The sequence below is a fragment of the Stenotrophomonas sp. SBJS02 genome, from assembly GCF_020428325.2.
In the GTDB taxonomy this organism is placed as follows: domain Bacteria; phylum Pseudomonadota; class Gammaproteobacteria; order Xanthomonadales; family Xanthomonadaceae; genus Stenotrophomonas; species Stenotrophomonas africana.
Window position 1 is genome coordinate 1,310,163 of the sequence record NZ_CP109812.1, and the last position, 17,315, is coordinate 1,327,477.

19 protein-coding genes are annotated in these 17,315 nt (G+C 67.4%); 16 read left to right on the forward strand and 3 right to left on the reverse strand.

What is annotated here, in order from left to right:
• Nucleotides 1-157 precede the first annotated feature (157 nt).
• The 3 genes from FQS62_RS06150 to FQS62_RS06160 all read left to right on the forward strand — a co-directional run bounded on the left by FQS62_RS06150 (nt 158) and on the right by FQS62_RS06160 (nt 4,931).
• The gene (locus FQS62_RS06150) at nt 158-2,014 is read left to right on the forward strand and encodes an ATP-binding protein (RefSeq protein ID WP_107379297.1); all 1,857 of its coding nucleotides are present in this window, start codon (nt 158-160) and stop codon (nt 2,012-2,014) included.
• A 48-nt stretch (nt 2,015-2,062) separates the two neighbouring features.
• The gene (locus FQS62_RS06155; RefSeq protein WP_107379298.1) at nt 2,063-4,369 is read left to right on the forward strand and encodes a tetratricopeptide repeat protein; all 2,307 of its coding nucleotides are present in this window, start codon (nt 2,063-2,065) and stop codon (nt 4,367-4,369) included.
• Nucleotides 4,370-4,472: 103 nt separating this feature from the next.
• Nucleotides 4,473-4,931, forward strand: coding sequence for a YqhG/Tai3 family protein (locus tag FQS62_RS06160; protein WP_057500096.1), 459 nt, complete (start codon nt 4,473-4,475; stop codon nt 4,929-4,931).
• Nucleotides 4,932-4,971: 40 nt separating this feature from the next.
• Here FQS62_RS06160 and ccsA read toward each other — a convergent pair whose 3' ends face one another.
• The gene (gene ccsA, locus FQS62_RS06165; protein ID WP_049446996.1) at nt 4,972-5,766 is read right to left on the reverse strand and encodes a cytochrome C assembly family protein; all 795 of its coding nucleotides are present in this window, start codon (nt 5,764-5,766) and stop codon (nt 4,972-4,974) included.
• Between the two features lie 122 nt (nt 5,767-5,888).
• Here ccsA and ffh point away from each other — a divergent pair, with 122 nt between their 5' ends.
• The 10 genes from ffh to FQS62_RS06215 all read left to right on the forward strand — a co-directional run bounded on the left by ffh (nt 5,889) and on the right by FQS62_RS06215 (nt 12,967).
• Nucleotides 5,889-7,265 carry a signal recognition particle protein gene (ffh, locus tag FQS62_RS06170; protein ID WP_208042976.1) on the forward strand — a complete coding sequence of 459 codons (1,377 nt, stop codon included), beginning with the start codon at nt 5,889-5,891 and terminating at the stop codon, nt 7,263-7,265.
• Between the two features lie 145 nt (nt 7,266-7,410).
• Nucleotides 7,411-8,493: an NAD(P)H-dependent flavin oxidoreductase gene (locus FQS62_RS06175; RefSeq protein WP_208042975.1), complete on the forward strand. Its 1,083-nt coding sequence runs from the start codon at nt 7,411-7,413 to the stop codon at nt 8,491-8,493.
• On the forward strand, nt 8,490-9,272 hold the full coding sequence (locus tag FQS62_RS06180; protein ID WP_208042974.1) for an aminotransferase class IV family protein: 783 nt from the start codon (nt 8,490-8,492) through the stop codon (nt 9,270-9,272). The genes FQS62_RS06175 and FQS62_RS06180 overlap by 4 nt, the downstream gene beginning before the upstream one ends.
• A 130-nt stretch (nt 9,273-9,402) precedes the next feature.
• Nucleotides 9,403-9,663, forward strand: a complete 261-nt coding sequence (gene rpsP, locus FQS62_RS06185) for a 30S ribosomal protein S16 (protein ID WP_005415733.1) — start codon at nt 9,403-9,405, stop codon at nt 9,661-9,663.
• Between the two features lie 44 nt (nt 9,664-9,707).
• Nucleotides 9,708-10,220, forward strand: coding sequence for a ribosome maturation factor RimM (gene rimM, locus FQS62_RS06190; protein WP_010483256.1), 513 nt, complete (start codon nt 9,708-9,710; stop codon nt 10,218-10,220).
• 8 nt (nt 10,221-10,228) lie between these two features.
• A complete protein-coding gene (gene trmD / locus FQS62_RS06195) occupies nt 10,229-10,987 on the forward strand; it encodes a tRNA (guanosine(37)-N1)-methyltransferase TrmD (protein ID WP_088481119.1) in 759 nt (252 codons plus the stop codon).
• A 154-nt stretch (nt 10,988-11,141) separates the two neighbouring features.
• Nucleotides 11,142-11,543 carry a 50S ribosomal protein L19 gene (gene rplS, locus FQS62_RS06200; RefSeq protein WP_005415736.1) on the forward strand — a complete coding sequence of 134 codons (402 nt, stop codon included), beginning with the start codon at nt 11,142-11,144 and terminating at the stop codon, nt 11,541-11,543.
• A gap of 82 nt (nt 11,544-11,625) precedes the next feature.
• Nucleotides 11,626-12,006 (forward strand): DUF6404 family protein, encoded by a 381-nt coding sequence (locus tag FQS62_RS06205; protein ID WP_049446985.1) that lies wholly within the window; start codon nt 11,626-11,628, stop codon nt 12,004-12,006.
• Nucleotides 12,007-12,086: 80 nt separating this feature from the next.
• Entirely contained in the window at nt 12,087-12,521 is a 435-nt protein-coding gene (locus tag FQS62_RS06210) for a DUF1801 domain-containing protein (RefSeq protein ID WP_049446984.1), read from the forward strand.
• A 38-nt stretch (nt 12,522-12,559) separates the two neighbouring features.
• Nucleotides 12,560-12,967: a DUF1801 domain-containing protein gene (locus FQS62_RS06215; RefSeq protein ID WP_049431216.1), complete on the forward strand. Its 408-nt coding sequence runs from the start codon at nt 12,560-12,562 to the stop codon at nt 12,965-12,967.
• A gap of 73 nt (nt 12,968-13,040) precedes the next feature.
• Here FQS62_RS06215 and FQS62_RS06220 read toward each other — a convergent pair whose 3' ends face one another.
• Nucleotides 13,041-14,513 carry an MATE family efflux transporter gene (locus tag FQS62_RS06220; RefSeq protein ID WP_208042973.1) on the reverse strand — a complete coding sequence of 491 codons (1,473 nt, stop codon included), beginning with the start codon at nt 14,511-14,513 and terminating at the stop codon, nt 13,041-13,043.
• Nucleotides 14,514-14,575: 62 nt separating this feature from the next.
• Here FQS62_RS06220 and FQS62_RS06225 point away from each other — a divergent pair, with 62 nt between their 5' ends.
• The 3 genes from FQS62_RS06225 to FQS62_RS06235 all read left to right on the forward strand — a co-directional run bounded on the left by FQS62_RS06225 (nt 14,576) and on the right by FQS62_RS06235 (nt 16,583).
• Nucleotides 14,576-14,815 (forward strand): hypothetical protein, encoded by a 240-nt coding sequence (locus FQS62_RS06225; RefSeq protein WP_208042972.1) that lies wholly within the window; start codon nt 14,576-14,578, stop codon nt 14,813-14,815.
• Nucleotides 14,816-14,824: 9 nt separating this feature from the next.
• On the forward strand, nt 14,825-15,232 hold the full coding sequence (locus FQS62_RS06230) for an Hsp15 family ribosome-associated heat shock protein (protein ID WP_208042971.1): 408 nt from the start codon (nt 14,825-14,827) through the stop codon (nt 15,230-15,232).
• 157 nt (nt 15,233-15,389) lie between these two features.
• Nucleotides 15,390-16,583, forward strand: a complete 1,194-nt coding sequence (locus FQS62_RS06235) for a glycoside hydrolase family 5 protein (RefSeq protein WP_226053559.1) — start codon at nt 15,390-15,392, stop codon at nt 16,581-16,583.
• Nucleotides 16,584-16,655: 72 nt separating this feature from the next.
• Here the strand turns inward: FQS62_RS06235 and FQS62_RS06240 are convergent, their stop codons facing one another.
• Nucleotides 16,656-17,258 (reverse strand): DUF937 domain-containing protein, encoded by a 603-nt coding sequence (locus FQS62_RS06240; RefSeq protein WP_208042970.1) that lies wholly within the window; start codon nt 17,256-17,258, stop codon nt 16,656-16,658.
• Nucleotides 17,259-17,315 lie beyond the last annotated feature (57 nt).

A 17,315-nucleotide genomic window follows, 5' to 3' on the forward strand; every position in this document is an offset into this window, starting at 1 on the left:
GGGCCGAGCCCACGCCCGGCTGCCTTTTGTAGAGTCGAGCCATTGGTTCGGGTCTACACATGTCCAATGCAGTAACGGTCAGCTTCACTGTGCTAGTTTTTCCCGCTCGACGAAGGCGCCCTCTGGCGTCTTTCCGTGCCCAGGAGTAAACGATTACATGCAGGACACCGCGCTCACCGCCCCCAACGCCGAAATCCGTCGCGCCGGGGTCGATCTCAATGGACTGATGACGGTGCTGGGCAAGCACCTGTATTCCACCCCCGTGGTGGCGCTGCGTGAGCTGGTGCAGAACGCGCACGACTCGATCATCCGCCGCCGCATCGAACAACCCGGCGTTGAAGTGCCTTCACGCATCTCGGTGCAGGTCGATGCCGGTGCCGGCGTGTTGCGCATCACCGACACCGGTGCTGGCCTGACCCGGCAGGAGATCCATGATTACCTGGCCACCGTCGGCGTCGGCTACACCCGTGGCCTGCGCCAGGGCGGCGAAGATGACGAAGGCCTGATCGGCATGTTTGGCCTCGGTTTCCTGTCGGCCTTCGTGCTGGCGCGCCGGGTCAGCGTGCGTACCACCTCGTACCAGACGCCGGATCTGGGCCATCTGTACGTGTCCAGCAACGCCGAACAGTACACCGTCAGTGAAATGCCGGCGCGCGCGGTCGGCACCGAGGTGGAGCTGGAACTGCATCCGGATTTCCTGCCGCTGGCCAACGAGGCGCGCCTGCACGAGGTACTGGGCCGGTACTGTGCGCTGCTGTCCGAGCCGATCTTCATCGGTGCCGCAGCCGAAGCGCTCAACCCCGAGCCGCCGCCGTGGCGCAGCCAGGGCGACGTCGCTTTGCATCCGGTGCAGGCGCGTCGCCAGGGGCTACAGTTCGCCGCGCGCTTCGAGCACGATTTCGAGCCGATCGTCACCGTGCCGTTGCGTGCCGATGGCAGCAGCGATGCGACCGGCCTGCTGTGGGTGCAGGATGGTGCCACCTACGGCACCAGCGACAACCGCAACCTGTCGGTGTTCGTGCGCGGCATGCTGCTGGATGACGACGCCCGCGACCTGCTGCCGCCATGGGCCGGTTTCATTGGCGGGGTGATCGAATCCTCCCGGCTCACGCCTACCGCCAGCCGCGAAGACCTGCAGCGCGACGACCAGTACCGCGCCGTGCAGCATGCCTTGTTGGAGGCGCTGATCGACGGCCTGGCCGACGTCGCGCGGCAGCAGCCGGAAGCCTGGCGGCGGGTACTGACCCGCCACAACGAGGCCCTGCTGGGTGCAGCGCTATGCGATGACCGCCTGTTCGACCTGCTGCTGGAACACGTGCGCGTGCCGACCTCGCAGGGCGACCTGCCTGCCAGTGCGCTGCCCGCACGCGGTGCCGTGCACGTGATCCTCGACAACGGCGGCGGCTTCGAGGAAATGCTGTTCCGCGCGATGGGCGTGCCGGTCGCGCATGGCCATCGCTATGCAGTGGTGCCGTTCCTGCGTCGCTGGGCCCAGGCCAAGGGCCTGCGTCTGGTTGAACTCGGTACCGAACAGGGCAATCGCGCGCTGTTCCGCAGCGACGACAGCCTCGACGAGGCGCAGCTGGCATGGCTGGGCGAGCAGCTGGGTGACGGCGAACAGCTGCTGCCGGCACGCTTCAGCCCCGAGTCGCTGCCGGTGGTGGTGGTGCCCGACCGCGAGGCCGAGCTGAAGCAGCGCCTGGAAGACGATGAGAACGACAAGCGCGTTTCGATGGCTGCGCTGCGCCTGGCGCGGCAGTTCACCGCACGCATCGAATCACGTGCACCCTCGCGGCTGTACCTCAACCTCGACAACCCGGCGGTGCAGGCGCTGCTGCGCGCCCAACGCGAGGGCCATCCGCAGGCCGAAGCCGCCGCTCGTCTGCTGCGCTCGCTGAAGATCATCGTCGCCGCGCAGGGCCGTCCGCTGGCCCGCGCGACCGCCACGCCCGGCCCGGATCTCAACGGTGCCTTTACCGATATCGCCGGTGCCCTGCAGCAGATGCTGCGCTGAGCACCGCAATCTCTCATCCAGCCTTCGCTAGACAGGAGCACTTACCCCATGGACATCTGGAACTGGGTCGAAAAGCTGCAGGGTGACCTGCGCCAGGCCGGCCAGGCGCAGAACGCGCATCTGCTGAACCGCCTCGCTGACGAGGTGAGCGAATTGCGTGTCGACCGCGTCGACGCGCTGCTGCCCGAAGCGCGTGCGCTGGGCAAGGCGCTGGATAACCCGTGGGTCGACGTCTACGTCGGCCACTGGGCGCTGCGCAACCGCGTCGGCAACCGCGTCGAAGGCGAGAGCGCGCTGGGCGAAGCCGTGGCGCTGTTCGAGCGTGCGCATCGTGAGGACACGCTGGAGTGCCCGCAGTCGATCTGCGTGACCCAGGATCTGGCGGCCTGCTACGGCAACATCGATGGCCCGGGCTGGGTGCCCGAGCGCATCGAGGTCTGCGACGAAACGCTGGGTCGCATCGATCCGAGCTGGGCCTGCTTCCAGTGCCTGAGCTGCGAGAAGGCAGATGCCCTGCTTGACGATGGCCGCGGCCAGGACGCGCTGGACTACCTGCAGGTGCAGTCGGATGCGATCGAGGCCTGCGGCAAGGAAGTGTTCGACAGCTTCCCGGAGATGCAGATCAAGATCCTGCTGGGCATGGGCCGCGCCGAAGAAGCGCTGGTGCTGATCGAGAAGCGCGAGGCCGAAGTGGCCGCGTCGGGCGAGTACGAGCCGGCCAACTGTACGGTGCCGCGCCGCCTGTCCAAGGCGTGGGCGCTGGCCCAGCTGGGCCGCGACGAAGAGGCCGTGCAGCAGCTGGTGCCGTGGAGCGAGCTGACGCCTACCTACTGGCGGCTGTGGGCGAACACCGCCGCAGCGCTGTGCCGGCGCGATCCAACGCGCAATACCTGGGATCTGGGCACGCGCTTCAACACCATCATCGAACACTTTGCCGAGGTTGGTTCGCACCGCCTGCTGATTGAAGTCGCTGCGCTGAGCCTGGAGCTGGCCCTGCAGCGTGGCGCACGCTGGGTGGCGCTGCGCCAGCTGGAACTGGCGCGTACCCATCTGGCGCAGCTGCGCCAGGACCGTGGTGCGGCAGCGCTGGTGGCCGGCCTGGCCGCGCGCATCGATGCCTTGCCGGATGTCGCACCGCTGCCGGTGCCGGCGTCGGAACTGCTGGCCTGGCTGGACGCGCAGGGCGAGCAGAACCAGTCGCGCGATCCGGAGCGTGAGGCGCAGTGGCTGCTGCAGGCGCACGAACAGCGACCCGATGACGAGGCGCTGGCCGAGATGGCTGCCTCCGCCTTGAGCGCCTGTGGCGCACAGGCCGAAGCGCGCGCATTGCTGTGGCGTTTCGTGCGCGCTCATACGCAGGAAGACGGTCCTGCGGCCTACACGCTGATGCGCTGGCTGACCGAGCAGGGCGACGACGAGGGCCTGCGCCAGCTGGCCGGGGTCTACCGTGGCAGCGTGCCGGTATTCGCGCATTGGTGCGAAGTGCAGCGTGCCCGTCGCGTGTCCGATTGGCCGACGCTGGAGCAGGCGGCCCGATCGCTTCTGGAGCTGTCTCCGGGCTCGCACGGCGCGCGTGGCACGCTGGCGCGCATGTACATGGAAACCGGCCGCTTCAGTGAAGCACAGGCCTGCTATGCGCAGCTGGTGGAGCTGCTGGAAGAACCGAATGCCGCGCATTGGGACCACATGAGTGCGGCCAGCGCGGCACGCGACTGGGATGCGGTGCGCCGCTCGGCGGCCGCGATCGGCATGGAGCTGTCCAGCCAGGAAGGCGTGGTCGAGGAACCCTGGGGCTGGGTGATCATCCGCAGCGAAGAGAACGGGGAGCCGATGGAGTACTACGCACGCCGCAGTGGCCCGGTCACCGCACGCATCGTCGAAAACGCGCCGGCCAACCGTGCGCAGCAGGTGGGCGACTGGGTGGTGTTCGATGCTGCGTTGGTACATCCGGCGCCGGAAGAAGAGGAAGCGCGCGAGCATTTCATCCCGACCTATGCGCAGGTGCATGTACTGGAGCGCGGTGGCTTCGCCCGCAGCTGGCTGATCGACGGCGCGCACCCGGGCGAAGAGGCGTGGAATGCCTTCGTCGAAGCCGCCGAGGCGCAGGGCTGGAAGGTGTGGTCGCACAGCCGCCCGGACTACACGGTCACCGACCCAGACATGGAGGAGGGCACGCTACCGGGCCTGCTGTTCACGGTCGCCCAGCCGCAGGACCATGCGCCGCTGGCGCTCCACCGCTTCCTGCAGCAGGAAACCGCAAAGTGGCCGCACCCACACTGCTGGCTGCGGCTGGCCGAAGCCTGCGACCAGGACCGCCAGCCACATCTGGACGTGATCGAGCGTTACGGGTTGTAAGCCCCAGGCTCGTGTGGAGCCGAGCCTGTGCTCGGCTCATGCGGATAATCAGCCGAGCATGGGCTCGGCTCTACAACGAATCATCATCACCAAGGAACGCGATATGCGCAGGACAGGGATGTTCGTGATCGCCGGGCTGCTGCTGGCCCCCATCGTGCAGGCCGCGCCGGCCTGCCAGGAGCCAGTGGCTGTAGCCCGTGCCTTCTACGAAGCGACGACCGGTAACGGTGATCTGCTGGAGCCGCCGGCCGCGCTGGTCAGCCCGGCCTTCGGCAAGGCACTGCGCGATGAGCGCGCCTGCCAGCAGCGCGAAGAGGGCATCTGCACGATCGATTCCGATCCCTGGCTGGATGCGCAGGACGGCGACATCGAAGCCCCGGTGCGTTACAGCTGGAAAGAGGCTTCGGCCACCGCCGGCCAGGTCGAGATGCGCTATTCGGTATGGAAGAAGGCCTACGTGACCCGCCTGCCGATGGTGCGCCAGGGCCAGGGCTGCTGGCAGATCGATGACATCCTCACCAACAGCGGCCGTTCGGTGCGGAAGATCCTGGCACAGCCTTGACGGTAGCGCCGGTGGGTGCCGACCGTTGGTCGGCACGCTTCTATCGCGTGTGCCCGAACACCAGTTCGATCACGAACTGGCTGCCGAAGAAGGCCAGCAGCAGCAACAGCATCGCCGCCAGCGTCCAGTGCACCGCCTTCATGCCGCGCCAGCCGTAGCGGCGGCGGCCGATCAGCAGCACGCCGAACACGATCCACGACAGCACGCTCAGCACCGTCTTGTGCACCAGCTTCTGTGCCAGCAGATCGTCGACGAACAGCACGCCGGTGACCAGGGTCAGGGTCAGCAGCGCGAAGCCGACGGTGATCACCCGGAACAGCAGTGATTCCAGGTCGGCCAGCGGCGGCAGCGCCCGCAGCCATGGGCGGAACTCACGGCGGCGCAGTGCGCGTTCCTGCAGCCACAGCATGATCGCCAGCAGCGCGGCGATGCTCAGCGTGGCGTAGGCCAGCAGGGCCAGCCAGGCGTGGCTGGCCAGGCGCCAGCCCAGCACCTTGCTCGGTTCGTGGCCGTAGCCGTGGTAGGCCAGCAGCAGCACCGCGGCCAGCGGGAACACCACCACGCCCAACGCCGACATCCGCCCGCGTGCGCCGACCAGCGAGGTCAACCAGGCCATGCCCAGGCCGACCAGCGACAGCGCGGCGAAGAAGTGCATATCCGGCCCGCCGTTGGTGCGCATCGCCACCATCACGTGGTAGCCGCCATGCAGCAGCATCGCCGGCAGGGCCGGCCACAGCCAGGTGGGGGAGCCGGTGCTTTCATCGCGGCCGAGCGCGCGCACCAGCAGGGCACTGGCGGCCAGGTAGAGCAGGACGGCGATGAGAACGATTGTCATCGTTGCAGTTTCGCATACCCCTGCGGTGGTGGCGACGGCCCCGTGGTCGCAGTCCGGGGAGACAGCCGGACCCGTTATACTGTCGGCCTTATTGTCCCCCGCTTTCAGACAGGTTGCGCCGCATGTTCGAGTCCCTGACCCAGCGCCTTTCCGGCACCATCGAGCGCCTGCGTGGCCGCGGCCGCCTGACCGAGGAGAACATCCGCGAGGCGACCCGTGAGGTCCGCATCGCGCTGCTCGAAGCCGACGTTGCGCTGCCGGTGGTGCAGGCCCTGATCGAGCGCATCAAGGTGCGCGCGGTCGGCCAGGAAGTGCTGAAGTCGCTGACCCCGGGCCAGGCCCTGATCAAGGTCGTGCGCGACGAGCTGACTGCGGTGATGGGCGCCGAAGCCAGCGATCTGAACCTCAATGTGCCCGCTCCGGCCATCATCCTGATGGCGGGCCTGCAGGGCGCCGGCAAGACCACCACGGTGGGCAAGCTGGCCAAGCACCTGAAGGAAAAGCGCAAGAAGAAGGTGATGGTGGTCTCGGCCGACGTTTACCGTCCGGCTGCGATCGAGCAGCTGAAAACCCTGGCCGAGCAGGTCGGCGTGCTGTTCTTCCCGTCCAGCGCCGACCAGAAGCCGGAAGCCATCGTCCGCGCCGCCATCGACGATGCACGCAAGTCGTTCGTCGATGTGCTGCTGGTCGATACCGCCGGCCGCCTGGCCATCGACGAAGCGATGATGGCCGAGATCAAGGCCCTGCACGCGGCGGTGAACCCGGCCGAAACCCTGTTCGTGGTCGACGCCATGACCGGCCAGGACGCGGCCAATACCGCCAAGGCCTTCGGCGACGCCCTGCCGCTGACTGGCGTGGTGCTGACCAAGACCGACGGTGACGCCCGTGGCGGTGCCGCACTGAGCGTGCGCTACATCACCGGCAAGCCGGTCAAGTTCGTCGGTGTCAGCGAAAAGCCGGAAGGTCTGGACGTGTTCCACCCGGACCGTATTGCCAGCCGCATCCTCGACATGGGCGACGTGCTGTCGCTGGTCGAGCAGGTTGAGCAGCAGGTCGACAAGGACAAGGCGGCCAAGCTGGCCGAGAAGGTCGCCAAGGGCAAGAAGTTCGACCTGAACGACATGCGCGACCAGCTGGAGCAGATGCAGAACATGGGCGGCATCGGCGGCCTGATGGACAAGCTGCCGGGCCTGGGCAACATCCCCGACCATCTGAAGCAGCAGGTCAGCCAGGGCAAGGAAGTGCCGCGCATGATCGCCATCATCAGCTCGATGACCAAGAAGGAACGGCGCAACCCGAACCTGCTCAACGGCTCGCGCCGCGCGCGCATCGCCAAGGGCTCGGGCGTGACCCCGGCCGACGTCAACAAGCTGATGAAGCAGTACATGCAGATGGAAAAGATGATGAGCAAGATGGCCGGCGGCGGCATGAAGGGCATGCTGCGCAGCATGAAGGGCATGATGGGTGCCATGGGCGGCCGTGGCATGCCGTTCCGTTGATGACGGCCCCGTCCGCACTCTGATGTAGCGCCCGAGCCCATGCTCGGGCGACGGCGTAGAAGCGCCGCATCCAGCAGCCGAGCAGGCTCGACTCTACCCCCATCCTGCGCGCACCATGGGGGCCTGTCCGAAACGATGGGCCGTCATGCAGAGTTCCGCTGTATCTGTATCTTCCCGCGTCGAGGCGTTCTGCCGGCGCTTTGACGTTTCCGTTCCGATCCTGCTGGCACCGATGGCCGGCGCCTGTCCGGTGCCGTTGTCAGCGGCGCTGGCCAACGCCGGCAGTATGGGCGCGATGGGCGCGGTGCTGTCGTCTTCGGCCGATATCGGTCGCTGGATGGACGACTTCCGCGCGGCCTCCAGCGGTCCGGCGCAGGTGAACCTGTGGGTGCCGGATCCCGAACCGACCCGTGACGTTGCCGCCGAAGCGGCCAGTCGCGCCTTCCTCGCGCAGTGGGGCCCGGACGTGCCGGCCAGCGCCGCCGACGCCACGCCCGCCGACTTCGAAGAACAGTTCGCCGCGCTGCTGGCCGCGCGCCCGGCGGTCGCCTCGACCATCATGGGCGTGCTGTTGCCGCGCCACGTGCAGCAACTGAAGGACGCCGGCATCGCCTGGATCGCGTGCGCGACCACGTTGTCTGAAGCACGCGCCGCCCAGGATGCCGGTGCCGATGCCGTGGTGGCGCAGGGTGTGGAAGCGGGCGGCCATCGTGGTTCATTCGATCCGGCGATGGCCGAGCGCCAGCTGGTCGGCCTGTTCGCGCTGTTGCCACGCCTGGCCGACCACCTGCAGATTCCGGTGATTGCCGCCGGTGGCATCGCCGATGGCCGTGGCATCGTTGCCGCACTCACCCTGGGGGCCAGCGCTGTGCAGATCGGCACCGCCTTCCTGCGCGCGCCGGAAGCGGCGATTGCATCGGCATGGGCCGATGGGCTGGCCGCCAGCGAACCCGAAGACACCTGGCCGACCCGTGCCTTCAGTGGTCGTCTGGGGCGTGGACTGGCCACGCCGTATGTGCGTGCCGCCGCCGCGGAGGGTGCCCCAGCGCCGCGTCCGTATCCGGTTCAGCGCGGGCTGACCGCGCCGATGCGCAAACAGGCCGTGCAGGAAAACCGCCTGGCGGCGATGCAGGCCTGGGCCGGGCAGTCGGCGTGGATGGCACCGGCGCAACCGGCCGCCGACGTGCTGCGCGACATGTGGAACCAGGCGCAGGCACTGCTGCGATGACGCTGACCTGCAACGGCCAACCGGCGCAGGTGGAGGATCTGCTGCCGGCGCTGGTCAACTATGGCCACTTCACCTCGCTGCAGGTGCGGGGCGGTGCCGTGCAGGGGCTGGAGCTGCATCTGGCGCGGCTGTCGCAGGCGACGCGTGAGCTGTTCGGCAGCGAACTGGATACGGCGCAGGTACGGGGCTGGATGGCGCAGGCGCTGCAGCAGGCCGGCCTCGCCGATGCCTCACTGCGGGTGACGGTGTACTCGCGCCGCTTCGATTTCCGCAATCCGCTGGTTGCCGTGCCGGTGGACGCGTTGGTGGCGGTGTCCGCGCCGGTGACGCTGACCGCCCCCAAGCGTGTGCGCAGCGTGGCCTGGCAGCGTGAACTGCCGCAGATCAAACATGTGGGCACCTTCGGCCTGTTCGCCGAGCGCCGCGCGGCGATGGCGGAAGGATTCGACGATGTGCTGTTCGTGACCGTCGATGGCGAAATGAGTGAAGGCAGCACCTGGAACCTGGCCGTGCACGATGGTGAACGGCTGCTCTGGCCGCAGGCGCCGGCCCTGCGCGGGACCGCCGAGGCGCTGCTGAAGCAGCATTGGCCGGGGGCACAGGCCACGCAGCCATTGCGGCTGGCGGATATAGCCGGCGTGAAAGCCGCTTTTGCCTGCAACGCCAGCGGTCTGTGGGCGCTGGAGGCCATCGACGGGCATGTCCTGTCCGGCTCGCAGGCACTGGCTGAACAGGGCAGGGCGGTGCTTGCGGTGGTGGCTTGGGACGGTTTGGGGTGAAAAGCCCGCCGGGCATGGCCCAGCACTACCGTGAAGGCTGGTCACCCATGGGGTTGGCTCGGCCGGGCTCTGCCGCTATAATCGCCCGCTTACCTCGCCATCCTGGCGACTGGGCAATAGGAAAAACACCATGGTCAAGATTCGACTGACCCGCGGCGGCGCCAAGAAGCGTCCGTTCTACCACATCATCGTGACCGACGTGCGCAGCGCGCGCGACGGCCGCAACATCGAGCGCGTTGGCTTCTACAACCCGGTCGCCCAGGGCGCCGAGAAGCGCATCGAGCTGGACCTGGCCCGCGTTGACCATTGGGTCAAGAACGGCGCCCAGCCGACCGACAAGGTCCGCAACCTGATCAAGGAAGCGACCAAGTCCCAGGCCGCTGCGGCCTGATCCTGACGGGCCACGCTTCGGCGTGGCCCTCTTGGTTGAAGCAGATGAAAGATATCGAGCGCCGCATCCTGCTGGGCAGGGTTGTCGGCGCTTTTGGTGTGCGCGGCGAGATCAAGCTCGAGTCCTGGACCGAGCCACGTTCCGCCATTTTCCGTTACCAGCCGTGGATCGTGCGCAGCCCGTCCGGCGTGGAAACCACGATTGAAGGTGTACGCGGCCGCGACAGCGGCAAGCACCTGGTCGCCCGTTTCCCCGGCGTCGAGGACCGCGATACCGTTGAAGCGATGCACGGCACCGAGATCTACGTGGCCCGCAGTGCATTGCCGCCGCCGAAGCCGGACGAGTACTACTGGGTGGACCTGGAAGGCCTGGATGTGAAGACCACCGAGGGCGTTGCCCTGGGCCAGGTCTCGCATCTGTTCAGCACCGGCGCCAACGACGTGGTGGTGGTCCGGGGTGACCGCGAGCGGATGATTCCGTTCGTGCAGCCGGACTTCGTCAAATCGGTCGACTTCGAGGCCAACCTGGTCGTGGTCGACTGGGATCCCGAGTTCTGAGTGTGAGCATGCGTTTCGACGTCATCACCCTGTTCCCCGAGTTCCTCGCCCAGTCCGCTGGACTGGGCGTGGTCGGGCGCGCGCAGGAGAAGGGGTTGTTCAGCCTGCATGGCTGGAATCCCCGTGATTACGCCGAAGGCAACTACCGCCGGGTAGACGACCGTCCGTTCGGTGGTGGCCCGGGCATGGTGATGCTGATCGAGCCGCTGCAGGCCTGCCTGCAGGCGATCCGCGATGCTGATCCGACCCCGGCGCGGGTGATCTACCTCAGCCCGCAGGGGGCGCCGTTGACCCAGGCCAAGGTGCGGGAACTGGCGGCATTGCCGCGCATGGTCCTGCTCTGCGGCCGCTATGAGGGCATCGACGAGCGATTCCTGGAGGCCAATGTCGACGAGGAGATTTCCCTCGGCGACTACGTGCTGTCCGGTGGCGAGCTGGGCGCGGCGGTGATCATCGACGCCGTGGCCCGCCTGCAGGACGGGGCCCTGAATGACGCTGAATCAGCGGCCCAGGACAGCTTCGAGGGCGACCTCGGCCTGCTCGACTGCCCGCATTACAGCCAGCCGGCCCAGCACCCTCTGGGCGACGTGCCGGACGTGCTGCGCTCGGGCAACCATGCGGCCATCGCCGCCTGGCGCCGCCAGCAGTCGCTGGTCCGTACCGCCCAACGGCGCCCGGACCTGCTGGATGAACAGGCGCTGGGCAAGGCTGACCGCAAACTGCTGGAACAGGGCCGCCAGGCCCGGAAACAGAAGGCCAGCCCCTAGCGCAGGGTCGGCTTTATCGGCTATCATGGCCAATTACCGCCAGCCCCGGCCGGCGCGCGCAGTACCCACAACAAACGTGCAGCACAGTCCGGTGACTGCATGAGCCTACGTTGTCGACACGACACGCCCACCCGAACAAGAATCGGTGTAACCCATGAGCAAGCTGAACAAGTCCATCGTCGCGGAATTCGAATCCGCCCAGATCACCCGTGAACTGCCGAAGTTCAGCCAGGGCGACACCGTTGTCGTCAACGTGAAGGTGAAGGAAGGCAGCCGCGAACGCGTGCAGGCCTACGAAGGCGTTGTCATCGCCACCAAGAACGCCGGCCTGAACTCCTCGTTCACCGTCCGCAAGATCTCGCACGGCTACGGCGTCGAGCGCGTTTTCCAGACCCACAGCGCCATCATCGACTCGGTCGAAGTGAAGCGTCGTGGTAAGGTCCGCGCCGGCAAGCTGTACTACCTGCGCGGCCTGGAAGGCAAGGCTGCCCGCATCAAGGAAGACCTGGCTGCCGCTGCTGCCGCCAAGGCTGCCCGTCTGGCCGACAAGGCCTGATAAACAACTTCGGTTGTTGCCGCGACGGCCACCTTCGGGTGGCCGTTTGCGTTTCCGGCATCGCATCGGCCACGATCAGGTGATGAACGACATCAACCCGCGCTATCCCGCCGTGATCCAGTCGGCGTTGCGCTTCCTCGACGGCAAGGGGCTGGCGCGTGTGCAGTCGGCACCGTTACTGCACCGCCTGCTCTGGCGCATGGGCATCGCACTGCCGCCGCCGATCCTGGCCGGCTTCAGCACCAACGCGCTGGTGCAGGGCCTGCTGTTCGGGCTGTTCTGGACCGCGCTGATGTGGCTGATGCTGTGGCAGGGCAGCGAGCGCCCGCTGGCGCTGTTGCTGGTCGCCGGGCTGTTGGCTGGTGCGCTGTTCGGCGTGGTGATGGCGGCCCTGATGCGCTCGCTGCGCCGCCACCGCAAGCTGCCGGACTGGCGGCAGTTCCGCGCGCGGCAGGCGGACTGAGCTGATGGCGCACCGCGCCGTGACCAGCAGGCGCGCGTCGCGCTAGGCTGCCGGCATCATCCCGATGGACGTGCCGTGCGATGCCCGCCAAGCGATCCGCACCCTCCGCCGCCCCAACACTGCTGTCCGGCGGCAACCCGCAGATCGCCAAGGGCGAGGGCAATGCCCCGGTGCAGGCCTACATTGCCGCCATGCCGGACTGGAAACGTCCGATCGGCGAACAGCTGGATGCGCTGATCGAACAGGCCGTACCCGGCGTGCACAAGGCGGTGAAGTGGAACTCGCCGATGTACTCGGTGGCCAGGGGCGAAGGCTGGTTCCTCAGCTTCCATTGCTTCACCCGCTACATAAAGGTCGCGTTCTTCCGCGGCGCCGCGCTGAGGCCGGTGCCGCCGGAGCCGTCCAAAAGTGCCGATACGCGTTACCTGCACATTGAGCAGGATGGCGTGCGGGATGAGGCACAGTTCCTCGACTGGGTGCGCCAGGCGGCCGCATTGCCTGGAGAACGCATGTAAGTCCACCGTTACGATCTCCTTGCCGACGAGAACCGCTGATGACCACGCACGCGCCGAACCCTGACGACGCCGGAACCACGGCGGCTGAACTGATCGATGCGCGCATCGCCGAGCTGGGCGACTGGCGCGGCGAAACGCTGGCCCGCGTGCGTGCATTGATCCATGAGGCGTTGCCTGACGTGCAGGAAACCTGGAAGTGGCGTGGCACGCCGGTGTGGGAGCACAACGGCATCCTGTGCACCGGCGAGACCTACAAGCAGGCGGTGAAGCTCACCTTCGCCAACGGTGCGGCGCTGGCCGATCCGAAGGGCCTGTTCAACGCCAGTCTGGATGGCAACACGCGGCGTGCGATCGACATCCATGAAGGTGCGATGCCCAATGCCGCGGCGTTGAAGGCGTTGTTGCGGGAAGCCGCGAAGTTCAACGCCGCAAAGAAGAAACGCTGACCGCTTCCTGTAGAGCCGAGCCCACGCTCGGCTGGGGGGCTATGCCTGTGCGGGCCAACGGTTCGCACCCACCTCAACGCGGCGGAGTGGCATCCAGCGCGGCGTCCGGATCGGCCACCGGCGACGGCGGGCAGGCCGGAATTTCCGAAGGCGTGGCCAGTTCTTCGGCGTGCGAGGGCTTGCCGATCATCTTCGCCTTGCGCCAGCCGCCCCAGCGGTAATACGCCAGCGACAGCAGCATCGACACAAACGAGCTGACCGGGAAGCTCCACCAGATGGCATCGGCGCCCCAGTAGGGTTGCAGCAGTTCGGCGAACGGCACGCGCACGCCCCACAGCGAGCCGGCCAGGATCAGCAACGGTGGAATCACCGCGCCGGTGGAGCGCACCACGCCGGAGATCACGAAGCTGACGCCGAAGAACAGGAACGAGCCGATCACCACATGGTTGAGGTGGCGGGCAATGTCCAGCGCCTGACTGGCCGGCGGCAGGAACAGGGCCAGCAGCTGGCGATCGAACACCACCAACGGCAGGATCAGCGCGCCGGTCAGCAGGAAATTGAACAGCACGCCCTGGCGTGCGGTGCCGCGCACGCGGTCCCAGCGCTGGGCACCGACGTTCTGTGCGGCCATCGAAGAACACGCCGCACCGATCGCCATCGCCGGCATCTGCAGGTAGTTCCACAGCTGCAGGGAAGCGCCGTAACCGGCGGCGGTGTCGGTGCCGTACTGGTTGACCATGGTCATCAGCAGGATCACCGACAGCGAGATCAGCACCATCTGCAGGCCCATCGGCACGCCCTTGACCACCAGCGCCTTGAGGATGGTCAGGTCAAGCTTGAACAGGCGCATGTCGGCGCGGCCCAGCCACAGGGTGTGGCGCTTGTGCCGCATGTACAGCAGCAGGCCGGCCAGCGACAGCGTCTGCGCGACCAGCGTGGCCCAGGCCGAGCCGGCGATGCCCAGCGCGGGGAGCGGCCCCATGCCGAAGATCAGCACCGGATTCAGCACGATGTCCAGCGCCACCGACACCAGCAGGAAACGGAACGGCGTGCGCGAATCACCGGCACCGCGCAGTGCGGCGGTGAGGAAGGCGAACGCGTACAGCGTCGGCATCGCCAGGAAGATGATCTGCAGGTAGGCCTCGGCCAACGGCAGCGAGGCGGCCGGCGTGCCCATCGCCGCCAGCAGCGGATGGGCCATGAACCAGCCGGCGATGGCGATGATCACCGACAGGCCGATGAAGAACGTCGCACTGGTGCCGACCACGCGCCGCGCCTGCGCGATGTCGCGCGCGCCGATCGCCTGGCCGATCAGGATGGTCGAGGCCATGCCGAAGCCGAACACCGAGCCGATCAGGAAGAACATGATGTTGTTGGCATTCGCGGTGGCGGTCAGTGCTGCCTCGCCGAGGAAGCGCCCGACCCAGACCGCATTCACCGAACCGTTCAGCGACTGCGCGATGTTGCCTGCCAGGATCGGCAGTGAAAACAGCAGAAGATTGCGGCCGATCGGGCCGGAGGTCAGGTCAAGCGGCGCTTTGGCCATGGAGTGGTGATCGAATCCCAGGAGGCGCACACTAGCACCAAGCCGGTTTGCAGGATGTGGCAATGCATCAACGACTGCGGGTGAAGTGGAGCGTGGCGCTGGCCTTGATCAGCGCTGCATTGGCCGCATGTTCGATGGACGACCGGCTGGGCGATACCCAGATCCGGCCGACCGACCGGCCCGAGTGCCTGGTCGGCAGCCAGCGCCAGGACCTGGCCTCCGGCGTCAGGCCGCTGATCGGCGGTACCGGCTGCCGGGCCGATCCGGACAACCCGCGTCCTCTCAACAAGCCACCGGAGTAGTGCCGAACAATGCCTGAGCTTTCCCCGCTGTCGCCCAGTGTCCGCTTGGACATCTGGCTGTGGGCGGCCCGTTTCTTCAAGACCCGCAGCCTGGCCAAGCAGGCCATCGAAACCGGCAAGGTCAGCGTCGCCGGGCAGCGCCCGAAATCCTCACGCGCAGTGCGCGTCGGCGAGCAGCTTCAGGTCGACCGCGGCGAGGAGCATTTCGAGATCCAGGTGCTGGGCCTGAGCGATCAGCGCGGGCCAGCGCCGACGGCACAGCAGCTGTATGCCGAGAGCGAGGCCTCCAAGGCCCGTCGTGCCGAACAGCGTGCGCTGCGCATCGCCGCACGCGATGGGTTCCAGCCGCCGGAGCACAAGCCGGACAAGCGCGCACGGCGGTTGATCCGCGCGCTGGGCGATCTGGACGCGCTTTGAGGGTAGTCGCCCACCTTGGTGGGCGTTGTGCCTGGTTGCCAACCAAGGTGGGCATCTACCGGTTCATGGCCGGGCGGCACGCGCTGTGCCGCGCGCACTCAGGCTGCGTTCGGTTTGTGCCCTGCACGTTGGATCGTCCTTCTCATGGAAGACCCTCATGTTCCTGCGCCGCAGCCTGCTGTGCCTGGCCCTCGCCACCGCCGCCCCGGCGTTCGCCGCCGACATCACCTTCTGGGATACGTCGCAGCGCGGCGGCAACAGCTTCAACGAGAATCCGCCGGACCGTGCCTACTTCCAGGCGCTGCGTGCCACTGGCGCGACCTGGGTACGGCTGAGCCCGGACAAGTGGAAAAGCGCCGGCGGCCGCGACTTCCTGATCGGCGATGCCGATCATTACCAAGGGCTGGTGCAGGCCGACGTGGCCACCCTGCGGCGTGCGCTGGATGACGCCAATGCCTCGGGCCTGAAGGTGGTGCTGGTGCCGTTGTCGCTGCCCCTGCTGCGCTGGAAGCAGAAGAACGGTGACAAGGTCGACCAGCGCCTGTGGCAGTCGTTCGACAATCACGCCCCGGCGCTACGCTTCTGGCATGACCTGGCCGTGGCGTTGAAGGGGCATCCCGCACTGGCCGCCTACAACCTGATCAACGAACCGGTGCCGGAGTACGGTGCCGGCCTGGCCGAACATGCGTCCAGCGAAGCGATGCAGCAGTGGTATGCCGGGGTGCAGGACGGCCCGCGTGATCTGCGCCGCTTCTACTCGGAGCTGATCGCGCGCATCCGCGAGGTCGACGCGGAAATGCCGCTGATGCTGGATGCCGGATGGTATGCGGCCGCCGATGGCTTCAACTACTGGCCGGCACCGCTGGAGGACGGGAAACTGCTGTACAGCGTGCACATGTACGAACCGTACGCGGCGACGAGTGCGCCGAACCAGAAACGTGCCAAGCCCTGGCGCTACCCGGGCAGCGTGCCGTTCGGCGGCCACAGCGAGCGCTGGGATGCGGCGCGCGTACGCAGCTACCTGCAGCAGCCGATGGACTGGGCGAAGACGCACGGGGTGGGGGCCAACCGCATGGTGGTCGGTGAATTCGGCTGCATGCGCCGCTGGCCCGACTGCAGCCGCTACCTGCAGGACGTGCTGCAGGTACTGGAACAGGACAAGGTGCACTGGGCGTTCTACGCCTTCCGCGAGGATGGCTGGGATGGCATGGACTACGAACTGGGCGACAAGGCGCTGCCGTGGTCGTACTGGCAGGCACAGGAGCAGGGAAAGTCAGCGGTGCCGCCGCGGTCGATGCAGGCGCCGTTGTTCGCGCCGATCCTGCAGCGGTTGAAGGCCGGGAACCGGTAGGACGCCGGGCAGGGCCCGGCGTGATCCGTAGCGATGTAGATCATGCCGGGTCATCCCCGGCGACAGCGTCGGTCAGCGCTTGCCACCGAGCAGGTTGCCACCCAGCTTCAACAGGTCGCTCATGCCGAACTGGCCGTCGCCGTCCTGATCCAGCACACTGCCGAGCAGGCCACCGGCAATGCCGCCCTGCTGCTGCACCTGCTGCTTCTCCTGGCCGAGCGCCTGGCTGAGCGAACCGGCATCGGCCTGGCCGCCACCGAGGCGCTGGGCGAGGAAGGCCATCACGATAGGGGCAAGGATCTGCAGCAGCTGGCTGGTGCGGCCGCTGTCGAGCTGGGTGGCCTGGGCCAGGCCGTTTTCCACCTTCTGCTGGTTGCCGCCGAAGATGTGGCCGAGGATGCCAGCACCGTCGCTGGCGGCACCGCCACCACCGCCGCCCAGCACCGAGCCGAGCACGCTGCCCAGGTCCAGGCCGCTGTGGTTGTTCTGCAGCGCGCCGAGCAGCGCCTGCGCGCCCGGCGGCTGCGAGGCGTTGTTGCCCAGCGCGCCCATCAGCACCGGCAGCGCGGCGCTGATCGCACCGGAGGCCTGGGTATCGCTGATGCCGAGCTGCTGCGACACCTGCTGCAGCGGGGCGCCCTGCAGTTTGGCGAGAAGTTCGTCGGTCAGGCTCATCTGCGGAATCCTTGATTGGGGTTGGGCGTGCAGAAGGTACGACGCGGACCGTTAAAA

Bases quoted from the DNA above. Each gene is read 5' to 3' on its own strand.
- FQS62_RS06150 (WP_107379297.1), top strand. From the start codon at position 158: ATGCAGGACACCGCGCTCACCGCCCCCAACGCCGAAATCCGTCGCGCC.
- FQS62_RS06155 (WP_107379298.1), top strand. From the start codon at position 2,063: ATGGACATCTGGAACTGGGTCGAAAAGCTGCAGGGTGACCTGCGCCAG.
- FQS62_RS06160 (WP_057500096.1), top strand. From the start codon at position 4,473: ATGCGCAGGACAGGGATGTTCGTGATCGCCGGGCTGCTGCTGGCCCCC.
- ccsA (WP_049446996.1), bottom strand. From the start codon at position 5,766: ATGACAATCGTTCTCATCGCCGTCCTGCTCTACCTGGCCGCCAGTGCC.
- ffh (WP_208042976.1), top strand. From the start codon at position 5,889: ATGTTCGAGTCCCTGACCCAGCGCCTTTCCGGCACCATCGAGCGCCTG.
- FQS62_RS06175 (WP_208042975.1), top strand. From the start codon at position 7,411: ATGCAGAGTTCCGCTGTATCTGTATCTTCCCGCGTCGAGGCGTTCTGC.
- FQS62_RS06180 (WP_208042974.1), top strand. From the start codon at position 8,490: ATGACGCTGACCTGCAACGGCCAACCGGCGCAGGTGGAGGATCTGCTG.
- rpsP (WP_005415733.1), top strand. From the start codon at position 9,403: ATGGTCAAGATTCGACTGACCCGCGGCGGCGCCAAGAAGCGTCCGTTC.
- rimM (WP_010483256.1), top strand. From the start codon at position 9,708: ATGAAAGATATCGAGCGCCGCATCCTGCTGGGCAGGGTTGTCGGCGCT.
- trmD (WP_088481119.1), top strand. From the start codon at position 10,229: ATGCGTTTCGACGTCATCACCCTGTTCCCCGAGTTCCTCGCCCAGTCC.
- rplS (WP_005415736.1), top strand. From the start codon at position 11,142: ATGAGCAAGCTGAACAAGTCCATCGTCGCGGAATTCGAATCCGCCCAG.
- FQS62_RS06205 (WP_049446985.1), top strand. From the start codon at position 11,626: ATGAACGACATCAACCCGCGCTATCCCGCCGTGATCCAGTCGGCGTTG.
- FQS62_RS06210 (WP_049446984.1), top strand. From the start codon at position 12,087: ATGCCCGCCAAGCGATCCGCACCCTCCGCCGCCCCAACACTGCTGTCC.
- FQS62_RS06215 (WP_049431216.1), top strand. From the start codon at position 12,560: ATGACCACGCACGCGCCGAACCCTGACGACGCCGGAACCACGGCGGCT.
- FQS62_RS06220 (WP_208042973.1), bottom strand. From the start codon at position 14,513: ATGGCCAAAGCGCCGCTTGACCTGACCTCCGGCCCGATCGGCCGCAAT.
- FQS62_RS06225 (WP_208042972.1), top strand. From the start codon at position 14,576: ATGCATCAACGACTGCGGGTGAAGTGGAGCGTGGCGCTGGCCTTGATC.
- FQS62_RS06230 (WP_208042971.1), top strand. From the start codon at position 14,825: ATGCCTGAGCTTTCCCCGCTGTCGCCCAGTGTCCGCTTGGACATCTGG.
- FQS62_RS06235 (WP_226053559.1), top strand. From the start codon at position 15,390: ATGTTCCTGCGCCGCAGCCTGCTGTGCCTGGCCCTCGCCACCGCCGCC.
- FQS62_RS06240 (WP_208042970.1), bottom strand. From the start codon at position 17,258: ATGAGCCTGACCGACGAACTTCTCGCCAAACTGCAGGGCGCCCCGCTG.